The sequence below is a fragment of the Francisella philomiragia genome, from assembly GCF_018135955.1.
GTDB classification, from domain to species: domain Bacteria; phylum Pseudomonadota; class Gammaproteobacteria; order Francisellales; family Francisellaceae; genus Francisella; species Francisella philomiragia.
This window is the reverse complement of sequence record NZ_CP063138.1, coordinates 31,537-52,856: the sequence shown is the minus strand read 5'-3', so window position 1 is coordinate 52,856 and position 21,320 is coordinate 31,537. Positions and strand designations below refer to the sequence as shown.

Here is a 21,320-nt window from a genome sequence, read left to right as displayed (position 1 = left end):
TCTTATATCAAATTTTGTGTTTCTTGAGCTATCATTAGCTCTTCATTAGTTGCAATAACCATTATATTATGACTATTCCCTGCATTTATAAATGTTTCTGATTTCATATTTTTAGCATCATCTATTTCAAAGCCTATATTCGCTAAATTAGAAGCTACACTTTTGCGAATATTAGTGGCATTCTCACCAATGCCTCCTGTGAAAACCAAACCATCAAACTCTTTAAAATAAATCATATAACTACCAACAAACTTGGCAATCCTATGACAAAATACTTCAATAGCTAGCTTAGCTAGTTTATCGCCATTATCAGCAAGCTCAGAAACCTCTCGCATATCACTATGACCACAGATTCCTAATAGGCCACTTTTTTTGTTTAGCATATTTGTGATATCTGCAATACTCCAGCCAAGATTATCTGAAATATATGCAAAAACACTAGGATCTATACCGCCAGAACGAGTTCCCATGACAAGTCCATCTAATGGAGTAAGCCCCATACTTGTATCAATACTTTTACCATTAACAACAGCTGTGATACTGCAACCATTGCCTAAGTGAGCAACTATCACATTAGCAACATCTTTATTTAATATTTTCGCTGCTTGTTGAGAAACATATTTATGTGAAGTTCCATGGGCGCCATATTTACGTATGTTATGCTCACATGTCAGCTCTCTAGGTATCGCATATTCTGCGACGTACTCAGGCATAGTTTGGTGAAATGCTGTATCAAATACTGCTACTTGAGGTAAGTTAGGGAATATTTGCTGACAAAACAGTATCCCTTCAATATGTGCTGGATTATGTAAAGGCGCTAGAGGTATACAATCTTTTATCTTCTGTAATGAATCTTTGTCTATAATTACAGATTTTGAAAAATACTGACCTCCATGAACCACCCTATGACCAATCGCAGAAATTTTTTCTAAATAATTATTCTCTACTAAAAAATCTTTTAAAAGCTCAAATACATCTTTGTACTCACCATTTTCTATATGCTTCTGAACTTTTTGTTGAGTTTTAAAAGTTATCTTACAGTTGCTAGCTCCAATATTCTCGGCAAGACCTGTAACAAGTGATTTTGAGTTTTGGGGATTCATCAGTGCAAATTTGACTGATGAACTTCCACAGTTTAAGACTAATATGTATGACATAAAGCAAATGAAGAATAAAATAAGAAGTGACTATATTATATAATAATATAACAAGTAGTGACAGTTAGTGTACTATATTTTAATATGGTTCTGTATATGGCTAGAATGGTATATCATCATCAAAATTTGATGAATTAATCTCAGCGAAATCTGGCATTTTATCCTGTTTTGGAGCAGGCTGTTGATTATTCTGAGGATAGTTATTATTTGGCTGCTGATTAAAATTCGGATTGGGATTATTTTGATAGTTTGAACCGCCCTGAGAATTACCTCCAGCAACGAATTGGAAATTACTAGCAACAACTTCTGTAGTATATTGCATATTACCATTTTTGTCTTGCCATTTGTTCGTACGAAGTCTACCTTCTATGAAGAGCTGTGTACCTTTATTTGCATATCTTTGAATTGCCTCTGCAGACTTACCAAAAACAACTACTCTATGCCATTCTGTAGTTATATTTTCACCCATACCATCATTAGTAGCGATACTTAATGTTGCTACAGTAGTACCATTTTGTGTAGTTCTAACTTCTGGGTCATTACCTAATCGACCCAACAAAATAACCTTATTAACTGTTCCTTTGGCCATTTCTAACTCCTATATTTTTTTCAATCTTACTAGTACTAAATCTTACAGTAAAAAAGTTTGAGAATAAAACTTATCTACTTAAATTTCTCCACTAATTGCAAAATTTATCTCATCAAAATTAAAGCCATTATACAACAGATAATTAACTGCTTTTTGCTTTAGCTTCAAATCTGATTGTACCTTATCTAAATCTTTATATTTTTTCTGTAAACACTTTTGACAGAGCTCAAACCAATCGATCTCCGCCTCATGCAAAAAACACTCCACTAATTCTTGTGATAAGCCTTTTTGGTAAACAGCTGTATTTATAATTCTTCGCTTGCCTCGATACTTAGCAATTTCACTCATTATAAAAACTCGTGCGAACCTCTCATCAGACAGCCACTTATGTTTCTCAAACTCATCCAAAAGCGTAACTATTTCATCACTTGAAATATTCTCACGAACTGTAAGTTTATCAAAAAGCTGTTTACGTGAATAATCTTGCTTAGCAAGTAGATATAAAAGATAGTTTTTTTCTTTAGATAAGCTCATCTTGAGTAGCTTGTTCTGAAGCTTGCTTAGATTTAGACTGCTTTGATTTAGGTTCTGGTTGTACTTGCTCTTGTACAGCATACTTCTGAGGTAATAAAAGTTGTAATAACGCTTTTTCTATCTCATCACGCTCAAGAGTGTTTTCTTTTAGATACTCTTTGGACTTTTCTTTACCTTGACCAATTTTTTTACCTTTGTAGCTATACCAGGCACCTGATTTTTCTATAATCTCATACTTAGCACCAAGATCTATAAGCTCAGCTTCAAGAGATATACCCTCACCATAAATCAGCTCAAACTCAGCTTGTTTAAATGGAGGTGCTACTTTATTTTTAACAATTTTAACTTTTATCTCATTACCACTGACATCAACACCATCTTTTATGCTCCCACCTTTTCTAACCTCAAGTCTTACAGAAGCATAGAATTTAAGAGCATTACCACCAGTAGTAGTTTCAGGATTACCAAACATTACCCCAATTTTCATACGTATTTGGTTAATGAACATTACCAAAGTATTTGAGCGTTTAATATTTGCTGTTAATTTTCTAAGGGCTTGTGACATCAGTCTTGCTTGAAGACCCATATGAGAATCTCCCATATCACCTTCTATTTCAGCTTTAGGTGTAAGTGCTGCAACCGAGTCTATCACAACAATATCAATACCTCCTGAACGGACTAGCATATCTGCGATCTCTAAAGCTTGTTCGCCAGTATCTGGCTGAGAAACTATTAGATTATCAACATCCACTCCCAAAAGCTTAGCGTACTTAGGATCCAGTGCATGCTCTGCATCAATAAATGCAGCTACTCCTCCTTGCTTTTGGCACTGAGCTATTGCCAGAAGGGTAAGAGTCGTTTTACCTGATGACTCATGCCCATATATTTCAATGATGCGTCCTTTAGGATATCCGCCTATCCCTAATGCGACATCAAGAGCGATAATCCCTGAAGGGATAACATCTATATCATGAGCAGTCTCTTGATCGCCTAATCTCATGATAGAACCTTTACCAAACTGCTTCTCAATTTGAGAGAGTGCAGACTCTAGAGCTTTTTCTTTACTCATAACTAACTAAAACTCCTATAAATCTTAGTGTTGCTTACTATCAGCAGGCTTTTCTAAAGAATCTTGGTACATAGCATCAAAATTCACAGCAGACAAACATAGCTGAGGGAAGCCTCCACTGCTGACTAAATCAGAAATAGCTTCACGTGCGTAATGATACAGAATATTAGGACAAAATGCTTTTTTTGCATGCTCAATCTGAGCCTCTTGCATATTTGATACTGTGAAAATTCCTGCTTGCTTTACTTCTGCTTCAAAAGCAACTATACCTTCATTTTCAACCTTGACTTCAAGAGTCAGAATACTTTCATAAGTGTTTTCTTCTGGAAGATTGATCGCTTCTATTTTTAAATCAGTGTGTAGCTCTGGCTTCCATGCTGTAGTCCATATTTTATCGGAGTTAGGAATAGAGAAAGACATATCTTTTACATAAACTTTCTGAATTTGAAACTGAGGTTGTGCTTGCTGATCCATTCTATGATCCTTAATAATTTTTATAATTTTTCTTATTTTGACAATGATTTAACAGGGTAGCTTGCTTGTAGCCATGCTGCTAAACCACCTTTAAGTACAAAAACTTGTTCAAAACCTTCTTTACGCAACCCTTGCATCGCTTTTTCTGGATTATCGCCGTATATAACTATAGGTTTAGACTTATACTTAGCTAGCTTATTCTGCTTTTGAGCTATCTCTTCTAGCTTAATATTATGCGCTCCAATAATATGTGCTTTAGCAAAACTTTCTTGGTCTCTTGTGTCTAAGTATACTCCCTTACCTCTATTAACAGTGATCACAGCATCTGCTACTGATAACGTATACTGAGCTTTCTTAGTTTGTGTAAGCTCAAACACAATATAGATAGCTAATAATAATATAAACGACAAACAAAACAGTAAGTTCTGTGATACAAAATAGCCCAAATTTTCCATGATTTAAATTTTCTTTTTTCAATTAATTACTTATATCTAAACTAAGATTATACATAGCTTTATAGTTAAAAAAAAGTGACTTTTAGATGTTAGTAAGTTTAAAAGAGTTTTAGAAAAAAGATATTGAATTATTTGTAGAATCGAATTTATTGCATTTTAGCAATAACGTCTTTAGTAACATCGATACTATCAACGTTATATAAACTCATTTCAGCAGGTAAGATAGCATCTAATTGCTTATCTTTAGCTACTTGAGCAGAAGCTTTAGTTAAAGCATCTTTAAATGCATCTGCATCATCAGAAGCCATCTTTTGAACCTGATTCATCAAGTTCTGATATTCTCTCATTGCTTTTTCAAGATCAGCTTGAGCTTGTTGCTTATCCTGAGTTTCTGCTTTTTCAGCTGTCTGAGCATCTTTAGCATCGCCCTTAGCATCATCTGCTTGAACATCATCTTTCTCTTCAGTATAAGAGTTTACTTTTTGCTGTAAAGCTGTGATGTTTTGCTTAAGTTGATCCATCTGCGGCTTAAGCTTCTTCTCATCAGCAGTAACTTTTGCCTTACCTAAAGGTGAAGTCTCAAATATATCTTGAACGTTAGCGAAACCCACACCACCAGCCATAGCAGTAGTTGCAGATACCATTAGACCACCAGCAATCATCGCACCTAATATAGTCTTTTTCATAATTTCCTTTCCTTAGTTATGTTTAGTTTAGAAAACTTAGTATAATATCGATTATAATCATGGTTATTAGATGTTTCAACACCTAATGTATTTATTTTAGACTAAAGCTTGTTTCTGAAAGTGCCCTATAATAAATACTATTACCAAGCTTATTTGACACTGCTGTCAAAAAATCTAATGGCTGCGTGTAATCAACGATATCTAAATTATTAAACTTATCGCGCTTAAGCTGATTAACCGAAGCGAAACCATCAATCAGTCCCATCCTTTGTGCTTGAATACCACTAAAAGGCTCTCCTGAGAATGTTGTATCCACAGCTTTATCTTTCAATCGGTCGCCTCTTGATTGCTCAACAGCTGTTATAAACACTTGATGCGTTTCATCTAAGAGCTTATTAAATTGTGCTGTTTGCTCAGGCCTTTCTGGAGAGAAAGGATCTAAAAAGTCCTTATTAGAGCCTGATGTATATGTCCTACGCTCTATACCTAGCTTGTCCATAAGCCCAGTAAAGCCAAAACCACTGCCTATAACCCCTATAGAACCTACTATAGTCATTTTATTAGCATAGATATCTTTTGCACCAGCGGCAATATAGTATCCTCCGCTAGCACAAACATCTGTACATACAGCATACATAGGGATATTTGGATATTTCTTCTGCAGATATCTCATATGAGAATATATCTCATCAGATTGTACAGGTGAGCCTCCAGGACTATTTATCTCAACAATCACTCCTTTAACTGCCTTGCTAGCATAAGCATCATCTAGACTTTTATTAATTCTTTCTGCATTCGCATCAGCATCTTCGGCTATTACACCTTCAACTTTAACTAATCCTATATGAGATGTAAGCTCCTTTGATGAGCTAAATAAGCCAGGAATAATTATAACTAAGACAACCAAGATAATTATAGATCTAGTAAAAAATTTCCAACGCCTCTTGCTTTTAATATCCTTTAGATAAGCTTGAGCTAACTTTTCTAGTGTTTCTTTGGAAATGTTATTTTCCATTTTATCTCCATATTTGTTAATATTTTCTCAACAATTTTAAATCTATTTATAATAAAATTACACTGTTTAAATTTAAGGGTAACTAAAATGTCAGCATCACTTGAAACCAAAGCAAAAAAATTAGGCCTAGATAATATTGAAAAACACATATTCCTATGTTGTGATCAAGAGAGACAAAAATGTTGCGCAGGGGATGTTTCATTGAAGTCATGGGAGTACCTAAAAAAGAGACTCCAAGAGCTAAAACTATCACAAAATGGCCATATCTATAGATCAAAAACATACTGCCTAAGAGTTTGCCAAAATGGTCCAATAGCAGTAGTACAACCAGATAATGTTTGGTATCACTCTTGCACTCCAGAAGTTTTAGAAAAAATCATTCAAAAGCATCTAATTGGTGGCAAAATAGTTAAAAAATACGCTTTTGCAAAAAGAGAATATTAAAATACCAAGTCAACACCTTGCACAAAAATCACTCTAAAATCACATCTTAATTCAAGTTACCGTTTTTTTAAAAAATATAGTTATCAAATGATTGCCTTATCTATGAACAAAGGATATGCTGAAAGTGATTTTAAAATTTATTTAAACTAAAAGAGGGATTTATGAGTAAGAATATTAATGGTAAAAAAGTTTTCGATACTGCTAAAGATGCTACTAATGTAGCTGAATATGTAGTATCAAGATTAGTAGATTTAGGAATAGATCATTCATTTTCAGTGCCTGGAGATTTTGCATTTGCACTAGATCACGCACTTATCAACAATCCAAAACTTAATAATATCGTAAATGCTAATGAGCTTAATGCTAGCTATGCTGCAGATGGTTTTGCCAGAGTCAATGGAGCTGCTATCTTATGTACTACTTATGCTGTTGGTGAGTTGAGTGCTCTAAATGGTGTCATGGGCTCAAAAGCAGAGAACTTAGTTGTTTTTCACTTAGTTGGTAGTCCAAATGATGCAGCGGTCGGAAAGAAAAAGCAAGTTCATCATACATTAGGTGATGGTGTTTTTGGAAACTTTTTTGATTTGTCAGCTTCAGCAGCATGTGTCTCAGCTATTATTACTCCTGAAAATGCTCGTAGAGAAATGAATAGAGTCATAGCAGAAGCGTTCAAATATCGCAAACCTGCTTATATAAGCGTATCCCTAGATGGTGGAAATCGTCCTGTAACAGATATAACACCAGACGACATAGATTGTAGTTATCTAAAAACCAACCCTCATCAGCTTGAATTAGCTGTGAACCTAGTCTTAGAACACCTAAGTAAAGCTAAAAAAGTTGTTGCTATCCCTGCTATCAAATTAAATAGATTTGGTGTAACTGAGAAAGCTATCAAACTCATAGAAAAGTTAAACATCCCTTTTGCTATTATGCCACATGATAAAAGCGTAATATCTGAATCACATCCTAACTATATAGGATTCTATGCTGGTTTATTATCAGATACAAATACAGCCAAGATAGTTGAAGATGCTGATCTTGTGATTAATTTAGGCGACGCACTATGGTCTGACTTTAACACTGCTGGATTTACTAATAATTTAGACTTAGATAAGGTTCTGAATTTAGGACCTCTATTTGTCGAAGACAAGAAAACTTATCTAGCTGATATTTATTTATCTGAGCTACTTGATGCTTTATTAGAAAAAGCTGATAGCATAAACTATCGCCCTGAATACTCTAGAATGACAATACAGGATGCTCCAATAACACAAGAAAACTTAACGCTTAGCGTGCTATACACACAAGTTTTAAAATTCTTAAAGAACACAGATAATCTTGTGGTAGAGACAGGCTCATCCTCTCTTAATATGCCAAAACTACCTTTACCTGAAGGTGTAAAATATCATAATCAAACGTTATGGGGCTCTATTGGTTGGGCGACACCTGCAACTCTTGGTGTAGCACTAGCTAATCCTGATTCTAGAACAATATTAATCACAGGTGAGGGATCTCATCAATTAACACTTAATGAACTAGGAGTAATGGGAAGATATAAAACAAATCCTATTATATTATGTATAAATAACGATGGTTTTATGGTCGAAAGAGCGTTAGAGTTAGACCCTGATCCAAGTTATGATGATCTCGCTCAATTAAACTATAAAGATTTACCAAAAGCTTTTGGTTGTAATGATTGGTTAACAATCAAAGTAAAAACAGGAGAAGAGTTAGCACAAGCACTGAAAAATGCCAGAGAGTATAAGAACGGTGTATATATAGAAGTCATTACAGGCAAATATGATTACTCAGATTCTTTAGAATTTTATAATAAACACCTTAAAGAAATGTATGGCTAAATCGACTACGATTATCTATTTCTTAGAATAAGCTTTCTCTAAAACTTTCCTGAAAGAAATTCCCTGTATAAATATTGATAACAATACTGCCACATAAATAATTGATGAGGTATGACTGTATCTATGCTCAAGAGGTATACTTAAAACCAATGCGATCGACACACCTCCTCTTAAACCAGCCCACGTCATCACAAGATTATTTCGCCAAAAATTATCTTGAGTTGTCTTATATACCATCAACATCGAAACAAAAATACTCAAATATCTAGCTACAAGTACAATAACGAACAAGATACAACCCGCGATCATAACCTCATTTGAGAAAGTCATCTTTAAAGCTTCTATACCTATCAAAACAAACAAAAATGTATTTAGAAGCTCATCAATAACTGCCCAGAAACTTGATAATACTTTTTTTGACTCCTCAGAAACTATACCTCTAGGTTTAGAGTTGCCAATAACTATGCCACAAACTACCATTGCCAAAGGCTCAGATACCTCAACTCTAGTTGCAATCCAAGATCCTACACTAACTATTGCTATTGATATAATTATAAGTGTATGTGGATCATCAGAGTTAGACATAAATTTAACTCCAATATAACCTAGCACCAGTCCCAAGCCGACACCTCCGACACCCTCTTGTAATAGCATTATCACAAAATTACTCAAGCTAATATCCTGATTACCACGAATTATTGATCATAGTAAAATCAAAAATAAAACTATCGAAAATACGTCATTGAATATAGCTTCTCCCGAAAGGATAGCTTTAACCTTCTCTGGAACATTTTTTGTAGTTTTAAATACAGCAAACACAGTCACCGGGTCTGTTGGCGATAAAATTGCTCCTACCATTAAACAATGAATATAACTGAGATTTACACCTATAATAACAGGAGCTAACAACCAGATTAAGGTACCGATAATAAAAGTTGAAATTACAACTCCTAAACTTGACAAAATACCTATATCAAGGGAGAAACCCCTAATCTTAGAAAAATCCAAATGCATTGCTGATGCAAAAAGAAGGTAACCTAAAAGTATCTTTAATACCAAAGTCTCAAAATTAACACTATCTAGCATCTCATATACGGGTGAAAAGAAATTTGGCTCTAATTTTATTAGCACTAATAATGATAATGATATAAAAGCACTAAGGGCTGTAAGACCTATAGCTTTAGGTAAACCTAAAAACCTTAAATTGAAATAACTTGAATACGCGGCTATAACACAAAGTAAAACAAACAATGAATATAGGCTCAAAACCGAAGATCTCCAAAATTACATAACCAATAATATATGTAGCTTATTATACTTGTTAATTGGCTTTATATGTATCTTAATTCTGAGATATAAAATTTAGGTAACAAGTATTTAAGCATTAAGATTTTGATGAAATCACCTTATTACTATAGACCCTATCAAGAAGTCTTTTGAAAGTTATTCCTTGTATAAATATTGATAGAAAAACTGCTATATAAACGATTGAAAATGAGTTTGTTTGTCTATGGGCTAAAGGTATCGACAAGGCTAATGCAATCGACACACCTCCTCTTAGACCAGCCCACGTGATAATAAGATTATTTTTCCAAAAATCGCCTCTTATATTTCTCTCTGTAAGAAATAAAGAGATAACCACACTACTATATCTAGCAAGAACAGAGATAATAAAAACAACAACGCCTGCAGCGATATAATACCAAGAAGGATTCATCTCAAGTATCTCAATACCAACCAATACAAACAAGAAAGCATTCAGAAGCTCATCTATAACCATCCAAAAGTTAGTAAGAATAGTTTTTGATTCTACTGAGACTTTTCCCTGTGGACGTGAGTTTCCTATAACAATTCCTGTAATCGCCATGGTAATAGCTTCAGATACATGTAAATGTGTCGCAAACCAAGAGCCAAAACTCACTAATGCCAAAGATATTATAACAAGGGTATATCCATCATCTAATTTACTCATCAGAGACTTACCCAGATAACCAAGTATAATACCAAGTAAAGCTCCACCAATCCCATCTTGCATAAATAGTAGTACGAGCTTGATCGAGCTTGTGTCTTGCTTGCCATCTATAACAATAGATAAGAAGAATAGGAATAATACGATTGAGAACACATCATTGAATAATGCCTCTCCCGATAAAATGGTTTTCACTTTCTTTGGTACATTTGTATTTTTCTTGAATACGTCAAATACTGTAACAGGATCCGTTGGTGAGAAGATAGCACCAATCATAAGACAACGTACATAGTCAACATGAATTCCTAGTATATATGGTGCAGCAACCCAACATAATGTACCTATTGTAAAAGTGGATATTACGACTCCTAAACTAGAAAGTACAAATATACCATACGAGTTTCTTTTTATTTCTATAAAGTTTAGGTGCATCGCTGACGCAAAAACAAGATAGCCAAGAAGTACTTCTAAAACTACTTCTTTGAAATTAACATTGTACAATAATGTGTAGATGGGAAAGAGAGATTTATGATCAATCTTCAATAGCAATGCTATCAAAAGTGCTATCAAAGCACTTAAAACAGTTAACCCTATAGCTTTTGGCAACCTAAGATACCTATAGTTAATATAACTAGAGAAACCTGCGATAACGCATAATATTACAAATATATAATACTGATTCACTTAAGTTCCACACAAACGTTGATTTATATAATTATAATATTGATTATTAATTTTGCATATTTTATTTAAAAACTTTCTTACTATATAAAGTTTAGAAATGTTATAATTTGAAAATAATCTTCAGGGCAGGGCGAAATTCCCTACCGGCGGTAACTGTCTAATCACAGAAGCCCGCGAGCGCTTTTTAGATATTAAAAAGGTCTAGCAGATTTGGTGCAACTCCAAAGCCGACAGTATAGTCTGGATGAAAGAAGATTGAAGAAATTCAAAAGTAGAACCTGATAATAGCAACGGCTTTAGTGGCTGTTTGTGTGTTATTTTGTTTTGCTATCCCTGCCCTAAATGTAACTAAAGATTTTAGATGGGCAAATGAAAAATATTGAAAACTACTATATGCAACAAGCACTCACTCTAGCAAATAGAGGTAGGTTATCAGTATCTCCAAACCCTATGGTTGGATGCATAATAGTAAAAAATGGAGCCATTATTTCAGAAGGTTGGCACGAAGCTGTAGGAGAAGCTCATGCAGAGATCTATGCACTGAAAAAAGCTGGAGACAAAGCAAAAGGTGCTACTGCATACGTAACCTTAGAGCCATGTTGCCATCACGGAAGGACTCCTCCCTGCACAGATGCATTAATTAGAGCAGGCATACAAAAAGTAGTGGTAGCTACACTTGATCCTAATCCTTTAGTTGCCGGCAAAGGCATACAAAAGCTCAAAGATGCTGGAATAGAAGTCAAAGTTGGCATCTTACAAAAACAGGCTCAAGAACAAAATAAAATATTTTTCCACTACCAAAAAACTCAAAAACCTTTTGTGTATGCAAAATGGGCAATGTCTCTTGATGGCAAAATAGCTGTAAATGGTAATGATTCAAAAAAAATCAGCTCTAAAGAAGCATTTGTAGATACTCATCAGCTACGTAATATTTGTGATGCGATATTAATTGGAAAGCAAACTCTAATTGATGATAATCCTGGCCTTGATGTAAGAATACAGCTAAGCAAAAAGAAACACCCTGTTAGATTTATTATTTCTAATAATCTCTCAGAAGTAGATAAGAGTTGGAAAGTTTTAGATCAAAATCATGCAAAAACTATTTTTGTTTGTTCAAAAATTTCCGCTCAAGTTGCTAACGAACTAGACAATATTGGTATCGAGTACTGGCTACTACCAACATTCAAAGGACAAGTGTGCTTAGATAGCCTTCTAAACAAAATGGGACAAACAGGGATAACAAGCCTTTTGGTTGAGGGTGGTAAAAAGACTCTAGAAAATTTTATAAATCAAAAACTAATTAATGAATTTGCAACATATTTATCACCTGTTGTAATAGCAGGATGCAATCCTAAAGAGAAACTCATATTTCAAGATGTATCTTTTTTAGGCGAAGATTTACTAATAAATTCATATTTTAAGGAAACTAACAATGTTTAGTGGCATTGTCCAAGAACTAGGGACAGTAGAAGATATAATAGATAAAGGTAACATAAGAACCTTTTGTATAAAGTTTGATAATAGTACAAATTGCAATATTGGTGACAGCGTTGCTATCAATGGTACTTGCCTTACAGTAACTAAGATCAATAAACAAAATTCAACAGCTAATTTTGATGCTGTTCCAGAAACTTTACAAAAAACTAATCTTAATATTCTAATAAAAAATCAGTTAGTGAATACTGAGCTTGCTATGCGCTATGGCGATCATGTCGGTGGACACATGGTACAAGGTCATATTGACGAAACTGGACAAATTATAAGCATAACAAATGTCGGTGGAGCGTGGCTAGTTGAGATTTCAGCATCTAAAGAATTACTAAAATATCTAGTAACAAAAGGATTTGTGACTATAGATGGTATGAGCATAACCGTAATCGATACTCTTGAAGACTCATTTACAGTAACTTTGATACCGCATACTATTGAGGTCACTATTGCAAAGAATTATACTAAGGGCTCTATTGTAAATCTTGAAGCTGATGCAACGGGTAAGTATATCTACAAATATATACAAGGATTTAAAGAAAATGTTTAAGCAAATAAAAGAAAATATTGAAAATGCAATACAAGCTCTCAAGCAAGGCAAGCCTGTGGTTGTACTTGATGATTACGATAGAGAAAATGAGGGAGACTTAATTCTCCCGGGTGAGAAAGCCACAGAAGCTAATATCGCTTTTATGCTTGAATATACAAGTGGTATTGTTTGCTTAGCAATGGACTCAAAAAAAGCAAAACAATTAAATCTAACACCAATGGTAGCAGCGGATCAAAACAATAGCACATTTACAACCCCCTTCACAGTGACTATAGAAGCCAAAGAAGGTGTAACTACGGGAGTATCTGCTAAAGATAGAGCACATACAATACAAGTAGCCTCAAAAACTAATGCAAAAGCTGATGAATTAGCTCGACCAGGACATATTTTCCCGCTTATAGCCAACGATAAAGGTGTACTTGGTAGAAATGGTCATACTGAAGCAACTGTGGATCTTATGAAACTCAGTGGCTTCAATAGCGCTGGTGTTCTATGTGAACTAATGAACAAAGATGGCACAATGATGAAAGCACCTGAATTAGAAGCATTTGCCAAAAAATATAACCTACCTATTCTAACTATTGCTGAACTTTATCAATACCGTTTAGCAACTGAAATTTTTGTCACAAAAATGGCAAGCTCTACGATACCATTTAAAAAGATTGGTGAATTAGAAATGAGCGTCTACAAAGATAATTTCAGTAATGATGAAGTTGTTGTTTTATCTAAACCTTACACTGGTAACAATCCTCTGGTTAGGATGCACTCATCTTGCATAACAGGGGATATTTTCGGATCACTACGTTGTGACTGCCAAGACCAACTACACAAAGGGATCGAAATGATTAGTGAGGAAGGAGGATTTTTCATATACCTTGATCAAGAAGGTAGAGGCATAGGACTAACTAATAAGCTCAAAGCATATAATCTACAGATGAATGAAAATATGGATACTATTGAGGCAAACTTAGCTCTTGGGTTACCTGCAGATGCTAGAAAATATGATTTAGCTATACAAGTTCTAAAATATAATCATGTAGATCAGTGTAGATTGATATCAAATAACCCTGAAAAGTTAGCGGCTCTTAGAAATGTCAACATACATGCCGAGCCTGTATATTGTGAAGCATTTGTAAACTCACATAACAGAAACTACTTAATAACCAAGAAAACTAAAGCAAAACATACAATTAAAGGAATATAGAGCATGAGAAAACTAGCTATTGTCGTAAGTGAATTTAACTCATTAATAACAGATAAAATGCTTGAAGGAGCCTTAGAAGAAGCTTATGCTCAAGGTCTAAAAGATAGTCAAATATATATCAAAAAAGTTCCTGGTGCAGTAGAGTTGCCTTATGCTGCTAAACTTTTAGCAGAGACTAACCAAGTTGATGCTGTTGTACTTCTTGGTTGCGTAATCAGAGGTGAGACAGACCACTATGATTATGTTTGTGATCAAGTAAGTTATGGCACACAAAGAGTTATGCATGAGTATAACCTTCCTGTAATCTTTGGTATATTAACTACACACAACAAAGAACAAGCATTAGAAAGAGTCGGTGGTAAAAAGGGGCACAAAGGTAAATACTGTGTCCAGGCAGCTCTAACTATGGCAAAAATGAAAAAAGATATATTAGAACAAGGAGTATAAAATATGTCTTTAGAGATTCTAAAATATCCTCATCCTATACTCAAAGAAATTGCACAAGAGGTCTCACTAGAAGAGATAGATGATGATTTTCGAGCAACAATAGCTGAAATGACTGAATTAATGATAGAAGCAAATGGTGTAGGATTAGCTGCAATACAAGTTGGTATAAAAAAGAGATTTTTTATAATGTATGATAACTTAGAGAGTGAGACTCCTAAGATAATTACTATCATCAATCCTAAGATAATCGACCAAAGTGGTAAGATAATTGATGAAGAAGGTTGCCTATCATTTCCTGGAGTTTCTGCTAAGGTAAATAGAGCAACTAGAGTTAAGATAAAAGCACTTAATGAGTTTGGTCAAGAGATTGAAGTTGAAAAAGATGATTTCTTAGCAAGATGTATCCAACATGAAATAGATCATCTAAATGGTGTTACTTTTTTTGATCATCTTGGTCCACTTAAGCGAAAAATGATTGAGAAAAAATATAAAAAATTGATGCAAGAAAATGCCAATGCTTAATTTTTAGTATTTTCCTATAATCAAGGCTTTACTTTTCAGCGTCACTAAGCAAGAATTATGTCTTGAAACTGTTTGTTAAATCATGGAATTTAAAATATGCGTAAAATATTCAGTAAAATATCACTATTACTATTAATTTTAGCTGTTGCCTCATGTGGAATGTTATCTAATGACCAATTCGTTTATCTAGGTCACGGCGATAATACTCCTGATTACCAGTTATATTATGATAAAACTAGAAAGCTTTTTGTACTAATAGATAAGAGAAATGGCTGTTTCCAAAAAGATGGTACAGGAACATGTCTTGCATTTGATCTAAAACAAACTAGAGATTTTAGAGAAAAAGTACTTGCTAAAATGATTGAAATTGATCTTAGATTGGCTAAAGATAACTATGGTGATCGTGCTATGGCAGAGCTTCAAAAAGCAGGGATCACAACTGTTAGTAAACCAATAAAGACTGAAAATGTATATGCAACTCCTGTTAGACAAATAGTACTAGATAGAAAACAACAATATCACTTAGTCAGAAAAGACTATAAGATAGATGCTGATCTTGTTGCAATGCTAATAACAGATAGTAATGGTAGAAAACGTATCAAAGTAGCATATACAGTCAACTTCCCTGAGCTAGAGAAGGAATATAACACTTCTCTTAGACCTTATATTATTGATCCTGAATACTTATATACACATATGACTATTGATACTGTACATGAAGCACAATTTATGCAGAGAGACGTTCTGAAGAGTCAAAAGGATGTTAAAAAAGAAGTTGGAGTTTATTTGAATGATGTAGTTGATACTACCACTAGCAAATCTAGCTATACGCGCCAAGAAATTTCAAGTGATGCTGCAACATTAGATCATGAATTAATTACAAAAGCAGATCAGGATAGCGCTGTCGATGATATTATCGCTAATAGTGGTAGTTCTTTAGAGACAGCTACAAGTGGTAGCTCTATCCCTAGCCCAACTCAAGAAAAACAAAGTGACGTCACAGACACTCAAAAAACAACTCTAGCAAGTGATAATAATTAATCTATAATCTGTAAATATTGATAGAAATCTAGATAATTATACCTCCTCCTAAACAAACATCATTGTCATAAAAGACTACAGATTGTCCTGGAGTGATTGCTCTTTGTGGTTCATCAAAAACTACATTAACTGAACCATCATTATTTACCTCTACGCTACAAGGTTGATCTTTTTGCCTATATCTAACTTTAGCACTACATCTAAAACTATCTGCTGGAGCAGATCCAGCTACCCAGCTAAGGTCTATAGCCTGTAATGTATCTTTGAATAACATTGGATGATCATGACCCTGAACAGCAATCAAAACATTGTTTTCTAAATCCTTTTGGGCTGCGAACCATGGTATCTCAGGACGATTTTTCACACCACCTATACCAAGACCCTGTCTTTGTCCAATCGTATAGTACATAAGCCCATCATGCATACCAATCTTGATACCATTTTCATCATGTATTTCACCCTTTTGAGCTGGCAAAAACTTTGATAGAAAATCTTTGAACTTACGCTCGCCTATGAAACATATCCCTGTACTATCTTTTTTATCAAATGTTACCAAATTATTCTCTTTGGCTATCTCACGTACTCTAGATTTTTCAATATCACCAATAGGAAACATCGTCTGTTTTAACTGCTCTTGACCAAGTGTATATAAGAAGTATGTTTGATCCTTACTATCATCAAGGCCTTTGACTAACTGTACCGAACCATCATCAACCACCTTAGTACGAGCATAATGCCCTGTAGCGATATAATCGCCCCCTAATAGATGTACATAGCTCAAAAAGGCTTTGAACTTAATCTCTTTATTACATAAGATATCTGGATTAGGCGTTCTACCAGCTTTATATTCTGTAAGGAAATGCTCGAAGACATTATCCCAGTATTCCGCAGCAAAGTTTATTTTCTTAAAAGGTATACCAATAGAATCACAGACTGCTTGAGCATCAGCAATATCTTGCTCTGCTGAGCAAAACTCATCAGTATCATCTTCTTCCCAGTTTTTCATAAATACACCGGTTACATCATAACCTTGCTGTTTTAAAAGCAACGCTGAAACAGACGAATCGACACCTCCTGAGATACCTACTATTATTTTTTTATTTTGCATATTTAAATATCTATACCTTTCTGTAGTGACAGCACAGTGTGCTGTCTTAAGATAGATTAATATAAGTTAACAGATCAATAATCTGTCACTACAAATAGTAATAATTATAAATATTACTTCTTCAAAACTGACAAGAAAGCCTCTTGAGGAATCTCGACAGAACCAATATTCTTCATTCTTTTTTTACCCTCTTTTTGCTTCTCTAACAGTTTTTTCTTACGCGAAACATCACCACCATAGCATTTTGCTAAAACGTTCTTACGCAATGCTTTAACTGTACTTCTTGCAACAATAGTTCCTCCGATAGCTGCTTGAATTGCGACTTCAAACATTTGTCTTGGAATTAGTTCTTTAAGGCGTTCGACTAGTTCTCTACCTTTGTACTTAGCTTGATCTTTATGCACAATACTTGCTAAAGCATCAACTTTATCGCCATTGATAAGTACATCTAAACGAACCATATCTGCTGCTTCATAACGAATTAACTCATAGTCCAAAGATCCATAACCCTTTGTAACAGATTTAAGAGTATCAAAGAAGTCTGATACCACTTCAATCATCGGTAAATCATAAGTTATAGAAACCTGACTACCAACATAGTTAAGGTCAACCTGAACACCTCTTTTCTCAACACATATCGTAATTACACTACCAACATAATCTTTTGGCACAAGAATATTCGCTCTCACAATTGGCTCATGTATCTCTGCTATTGCACCTGGCTCTGGCAATTTTGATGGGTTATCAACATCTATAGTTTCACCATCCTTTTTGACAGCCTTGTAGACAACTGTTGGAGCTGAAGTGATTAAATCAAGGTTGTACTCTCTCTCTAATCTTTCTTGAATAATCTCCATATGAAGCATACCCAAGAAACCACACCTAAAGCCAAAACCTAGAGCTTGTGAAACCTCTGGCTCGAAAAATAATGAAGCGTCATTTAAACTTAGCTTATCCAAAGCTTCTCTAAAATCAGGATAATCATCAGAACTTATAGTAAACATCCCAGCATAAACTTGTGGCTGGACTTTTTTAAATCCTGGAACAGGCTTATCAGTTGGATTATGCGTATGAGTTAGAGTATCACCTACAGGAGCTCCATGAATATCCTTAATACCCGCGACAATAAAACCAACCTCACCAGCTTTTAAATGATCTAGGTCTTTCATCTTTGGTGTAAATACCCCAACTCTATCAACCTGATATGAAACTCCAGTTGACATAACCTTAAACTTCTCTCCCTTCTTAAGGGTACCATTTTTGATTCTTACAAGGGAAACCACTCCAAGATAATTATCAAACCATGAATCTATAATTAAAGCTTGTAGTTTTGCATTAACATCGCCCTCTGGTGCTGGAACTTTAGCAACAATTGTTTCTAAAACATCTTCAACACCTATGCCCGTCTTAGCACTACATGTAGTTGCTCCAGTTGCATCGATACCAATAATTTCTTCAATCTCTTCTGCAACCCTATCAGGTTCTGCAGATGGTAAGTCAATTTTATTTAGAATTGGTATAACCTCTAAATTCTGCTCAATAGCAGTATAGCAATTAGCTACTGTCTGAGCTTCTACACCTTGAGCAGCATCTACAACTAACAAAGCACCCTCACAAGCCGCTAATGATCGCGATACTTCATAAGAGAAATCAACATGCCCAGGAGTATCAATAAAATTAAGCTGATATGTTTGACCATCTCTAGCTACATAGTCTAAAGTTACAGATTGTGCCTTGATAGTGATTCCACGCTCTCTTTCTATATCCATCGAGTCTAAGACTTGCTCTTTCATTTCACGCTCACTAAGACCATTGCATACCTGTATAAATCTATCTGACAAAGTCGACTTACCATGGTCAATATGTGCAATTATCGAAAAGTTTCTGATGTTTTTCATAATATTTAAGCTCTGTTGCTACTAAGAAGTAATTTTTTATTTAATAAATCTAGATACCTATTATGCTATAAAATGACTTTAAAATGTAGTGATTGCTATATTTAAATAACTAAATATTCTTTAATAAAATTACAAATTCAGTTGACAAAAATGTACAATATATGCAAAATACTTTAGCTATTAAATTTATATATTTGTGTTTCTCACGTATCCCCCTAGAGAAGCCTAAGGTTATAAAAAGTTAAAAAATTAAAACTGGAGAATTAAATTGGCTAACTCAAAACAAGCAAAAAAGAGAATTATTCAAGCTGAAAGAAATCGTCAACACAACGTTGCGCGTCGTTCTATGATGAGAACTTTCTTAAAGAAAGCTGCTTATGCGATCGAGAAAGGTGATGTTGAAGCTGCTAAAGAGAACTTCGCAAAAGTAGTTCCTATTTTAGATAAATACGCTTCTAAAGGTCTAATCCATAAGAACAAAGCTGCTAGACATAAGTCTCGTCTAAGTGCTAAGATCAAAGCTCTTTCTACAGCTGCTTAATTATTTCTTTTTATCAAGTTTCTTCTATAAACATATTCCTTTCATTTATGTTACTATTTTCTGCACTAACAGAAGATTGGTTATTTTATGCCTACAATTAAAATTCACTATACAGATAATATTAAAATCTCGAATAAATTATATGACTTTTGTAGAAACCTACACTCTACACTTGCTGAAGTGATTAGAACAGACATTCATACATGTAGAACTCTTATCTACCCATGCAAAACTTATGTAGTTGGCGACAGTTCGAGTAACTTTGATGGCTTTATTCAACTTGAGATTGACATTCTACCAGGTAGAAGTCCTGAACTAAGGAAATTATTAGGAAATATTTTATTGACTGACTTGAAATCCTTGTGTAATGACTCTGATGTCTCTATAGATTATCGTGTAATCGTAAATGAAACCGATACTGAGTTTTATTTTGGCTTAGAATAATAATTAAAATACAGGCTCATCGGTAGGCGGCGCATAGTTACCAGAAATACCTACTAGCCTGTCCTGGTTATTAAAAGTTAGTATTAGTTTTGACTCACTAAAATCAGTATCCGTCATATGTTTTTTATATGTATTTATATAAATGTACTGATTTGGATTAAAAGTATCGACAATATCTGGAGAGCCTAATATATAAACAACCTCTCCCTTAGTCATATTAGGTTTGATATCAAAAAGCTTTTTATTCTTGATTTCTTTACCTTGAGGCACGGGAGCTGTGTAAGGCTCAATAAAGACTCCACAAGCAGATAGACTCAGCAAAATTGAAACAATACACAAATTCTTTAATACAGATTTTAATATCATTATATTAATCTTCTAAGCCTACAAATAATTTCTGATCTATAATATCACATAAGCAATGAATTATAAGAAAGTGATTCTCTTGAATATTTGCGACATTATCGGTAGGAATTCTTAACTCAATATCATCAGGATTATACATGGTTTGTAGCCTACCACCATTTCCACCAGTCAAAGCTACAACTTTCATATCAAGATCATGTGCTTCTTCAACAGCATTTATGATATTTTGTGAATCTCCATTTGCTGAGATAACTAATAATATATCATCTTCATTGCCTAGTGCTGCTACCTGTTTGGAGAAAATCTGGGCAAAACCATAGTGATCCCCTATTGCTGTAATAGTTGCAACATCTGCTGTTAAAGCTATCGCAGGAAGAGGTGGTCTTTCCATATCAAAATGATTCAATAACTTAGATGTAAAATGCTGAGCTATAGCAGCTGAACCACCATTGCCACACACCAAGATCTTACCACCATTTTCTAGGCAAGACACCATAGCATTTGCTGCCTGTGCAATAGCTGGAGGCAGGACATTAGCAGTTTCAATTTTTGCTTGGATGCTACTTTCAAAATAACTATTAATCTTGTCTAAAGAAGTCATGACTTTCACTAAGGTTACCTATTAAAGAAAATTTTACTATATTAGATTTTTGATAGCTAGTCTAATAGATAGTATTTCAAATTAATCTAAAACCCCAATAAATACCTGCTATAAATATTAGCTATGTTCAATGGTTTCATATATAACATTAAAATAAATACAAAATAAGTTTTTC

The 21,320-nt window shown here is 34.2% G+C and carries 23 protein-coding genes, 1 pseudogene and 1 riboswitch; of the genes and pseudogenes, 10 read left to right on the top strand and 14 right to left on the bottom strand.

What is annotated here, in order from left to right; all coding sequences use genetic code 11:
* Positions 1 to 2 precede the first annotated feature (2 nt).
* The 8 genes from IMS64_RS00290 to IMS64_RS00255 all read right to left on the bottom strand — a co-directional run bounded on the left by IMS64_RS00290 (position 3) and on the right by IMS64_RS00255 (position 5,979).
* Positions 3 to 1,157, bottom strand: a complete 1,155-nt coding sequence (locus IMS64_RS00290; protein ID WP_211490576.1) for an acetate/propionate family kinase — start codon at positions 1,155 to 1,157, stop codon at positions 3 to 5.
* A 100-nt stretch (positions 1,158 to 1,257) separates the two neighbouring features.
* Complete coding sequence (locus tag IMS64_RS00285; protein WP_012280138.1) at positions 1,258 to 1,746, bottom strand: single-stranded DNA-binding protein; 489 nt, start codon at positions 1,744 to 1,746, stop codon at positions 1,258 to 1,260.
* 78 nt (positions 1,747 to 1,824) lie between these two features.
* A complete protein-coding gene (locus tag IMS64_RS00280) occupies positions 1,825 to 2,280 on the bottom strand; it encodes a regulatory protein RecX (protein WP_041268080.1) in 456 nt (151 codons plus the stop codon).
* Complete coding sequence (gene recA / locus IMS64_RS00275; protein WP_004286733.1) at positions 2,267 to 3,349, bottom strand: recombinase RecA; 1,083 nt, start codon at positions 3,347 to 3,349, stop codon at positions 2,267 to 2,269. Before recA ends, IMS64_RS00280 begins: the two co-directional genes overlap by 14 nt.
* Positions 3,350 to 3,373: 24 nt before the next feature.
* Positions 3,374 to 3,823, bottom strand: coding sequence for a protein-export chaperone SecB (gene secB / locus IMS64_RS00270; protein WP_004286734.1), 450 nt, complete (start codon positions 3,821 to 3,823; stop codon positions 3,374 to 3,376).
* 32 nt (positions 3,824 to 3,855) lie between these two features.
* Entirely contained in the window at positions 3,856 to 4,278 is a 423-nt protein-coding gene (locus tag IMS64_RS00265; protein ID WP_004286735.1) for a rhodanese-like domain-containing protein, read from the bottom strand.
* A 146-nt stretch (positions 4,279 to 4,424) separates the two neighbouring features.
* Positions 4,425 to 4,964 (bottom strand): OmpH/Skp family outer membrane protein, encoded by a 540-nt coding sequence (locus IMS64_RS00260; RefSeq protein ID WP_012280140.1) that lies wholly within the window; start codon positions 4,962 to 4,964, stop codon positions 4,425 to 4,427.
* A 91-nt stretch (positions 4,965 to 5,055) separates the two neighbouring features.
* Positions 5,056 to 5,979, bottom strand: coding sequence for a S49 family peptidase (locus IMS64_RS00255; protein ID WP_211490575.1), 924 nt, complete (start codon positions 5,977 to 5,979; stop codon positions 5,056 to 5,058).
* Positions 5,980 to 6,066: 87 nt separating this feature from the next.
* Here IMS64_RS00255 and IMS64_RS00250 point away from each other — a divergent pair, with 87 nt between their 5' ends.
* Positions 6,067 to 6,423: a (2Fe-2S) ferredoxin domain-containing protein gene (locus IMS64_RS00250; RefSeq protein WP_088820670.1), complete on the top strand. Its 357-nt coding sequence runs from the start codon at positions 6,067 to 6,069 to the stop codon at positions 6,421 to 6,423.
* 161 nt (positions 6,424 to 6,584) lie between these two features.
* The gene (locus tag IMS64_RS00245) at positions 6,585 to 8,282 is read left to right on the top strand and encodes an alpha-keto acid decarboxylase family protein (protein WP_211490574.1); all 1,698 of its coding nucleotides are present in this window, start codon (positions 6,585 to 6,587) and stop codon (positions 8,280 to 8,282) included.
* 15 nt (positions 8,283 to 8,297) lie between these two features.
* Here the strand turns inward: IMS64_RS00245 and IMS64_RS09785 are convergent.
* Positions 8,298 to 9,533 (bottom strand): annotated as a pseudogene (locus IMS64_RS09785) (cation:proton antiporter).
* A 133-nt stretch (positions 9,534 to 9,666) separates the two neighbouring features.
* Complete coding sequence (locus IMS64_RS00230) at positions 9,667 to 10,935, bottom strand: cation:proton antiporter (RefSeq protein ID WP_211490572.1); 1,269 nt, start codon at positions 10,933 to 10,935, stop codon at positions 9,667 to 9,669.
* 112 nt (positions 10,936 to 11,047) lie between these two features.
* Positions 11,048 to 11,195: riboswitch (FMN riboswitch) on the top strand.
* Between the two features lie 109 nt (positions 11,196 to 11,304).
* Here IMS64_RS00230 and ribD point away from each other — a divergent pair.
* From ribD to IMS64_RS00200, 6 genes are all read left to right on the top strand, one after another.
* Positions 11,305 to 12,375, top strand: coding sequence for a bifunctional diaminohydroxyphosphoribosylaminopyrimidine deaminase/5-amino-6-(5-phosphoribosylamino)uracil reductase RibD (gene ribD, locus IMS64_RS00225; RefSeq protein ID WP_211490571.1), 1,071 nt, complete (start codon positions 11,305 to 11,307; stop codon positions 12,373 to 12,375).
* The gene (locus tag IMS64_RS00220) at positions 12,368 to 12,973 is read left to right on the top strand and encodes a riboflavin synthase (protein WP_211490570.1); all 606 of its coding nucleotides are present in this window, start codon (positions 12,368 to 12,370) and stop codon (positions 12,971 to 12,973) included. Before ribD ends, IMS64_RS00220 begins: the two co-directional genes overlap by 8 nt.
* Entirely contained in the window at positions 12,966 to 14,177 is a 1,212-nt protein-coding gene (gene ribB, locus IMS64_RS00215; RefSeq protein ID WP_042517271.1) for a 3,4-dihydroxy-2-butanone-4-phosphate synthase, read from the top strand. The genes IMS64_RS00220 and ribB overlap by 8 nt, the downstream gene beginning before the upstream one ends.
* A gap of 3 nt (positions 14,178 to 14,180) precedes the next feature.
* The gene (ribH, locus tag IMS64_RS00210; protein WP_042517268.1) at positions 14,181 to 14,624 is read left to right on the top strand and encodes a 6,7-dimethyl-8-ribityllumazine synthase; all 444 of its coding nucleotides are present in this window, start codon (positions 14,181 to 14,183) and stop codon (positions 14,622 to 14,624) included.
* Between the two features lie 3 nt (positions 14,625 to 14,627).
* On the top strand, positions 14,628 to 15,146 hold the full coding sequence (gene def / locus IMS64_RS00205; protein WP_004286746.1) for a peptide deformylase: 519 nt from the start codon (positions 14,628 to 14,630) through the stop codon (positions 15,144 to 15,146).
* A 96-nt stretch (positions 15,147 to 15,242) separates the two neighbouring features.
* A complete protein-coding gene (locus IMS64_RS00200) occupies positions 15,243 to 16,187 on the top strand; it encodes an FTN_0109 family protein (protein ID WP_012280150.1) in 945 nt (314 codons plus the stop codon).
* A 28-nt stretch (positions 16,188 to 16,215) separates the two neighbouring features.
* Here IMS64_RS00200 and mnmA read toward each other — a convergent pair whose 3' ends face one another.
* Together mnmA and lepA are read right to left on the bottom strand one after the other, a co-directional pair.
* The gene (gene mnmA / locus IMS64_RS00195; RefSeq protein WP_042524302.1) at positions 16,216 to 17,295 is read right to left on the bottom strand and encodes a tRNA 2-thiouridine(34) synthase MnmA; all 1,080 of its coding nucleotides are present in this window, start codon (positions 17,293 to 17,295) and stop codon (positions 16,216 to 16,218) included.
* A gap of 113 nt (positions 17,296 to 17,408) precedes the next feature.
* Positions 17,409 to 19,193, bottom strand: a complete 1,785-nt coding sequence (gene lepA, locus IMS64_RS00190) for a translation elongation factor 4 (RefSeq protein ID WP_004286749.1) — start codon at positions 19,191 to 19,193, stop codon at positions 17,409 to 17,411.
* Between the two features lie 268 nt (positions 19,194 to 19,461).
* Between lepA and rpsT the strand changes: the two genes are divergently transcribed.
* Positions 19,462 to 19,734: a 30S ribosomal protein S20 gene (gene rpsT, locus IMS64_RS00185; protein WP_004286750.1), complete on the top strand. Its 273-nt coding sequence runs from the start codon at positions 19,462 to 19,464 to the stop codon at positions 19,732 to 19,734.
* A gap of 87 nt (positions 19,735 to 19,821) precedes the next feature.
* The gene (locus tag IMS64_RS00180) at positions 19,822 to 20,178 is read left to right on the top strand and encodes a 5-carboxymethyl-2-hydroxymuconate Delta-isomerase (protein ID WP_211490569.1); all 357 of its coding nucleotides are present in this window, start codon (positions 19,822 to 19,824) and stop codon (positions 20,176 to 20,178) included.
* A gap of 3 nt (positions 20,179 to 20,181) precedes the next feature.
* Here the strand turns inward: IMS64_RS00180 and IMS64_RS00175 are convergent, their stop codons facing one another.
* Together IMS64_RS00175 and IMS64_RS00170 are read right to left on the bottom strand one after the other, a co-directional pair.
* Entirely contained in the window at positions 20,182 to 20,544 is a 363-nt protein-coding gene (locus IMS64_RS00175; RefSeq protein WP_012280155.1) for an outer membrane protein assembly factor BamE, read from the bottom strand.
* A 4-nt stretch (positions 20,545 to 20,548) separates the two neighbouring features.
* The gene (locus IMS64_RS00170; RefSeq protein ID WP_004286753.1) at positions 20,549 to 21,145 is read right to left on the bottom strand and encodes a D-sedoheptulose-7-phosphate isomerase; all 597 of its coding nucleotides are present in this window, start codon (positions 21,143 to 21,145) and stop codon (positions 20,549 to 20,551) included.
* Positions 21,146 to 21,320: the final 175 nt, after the last annotated feature.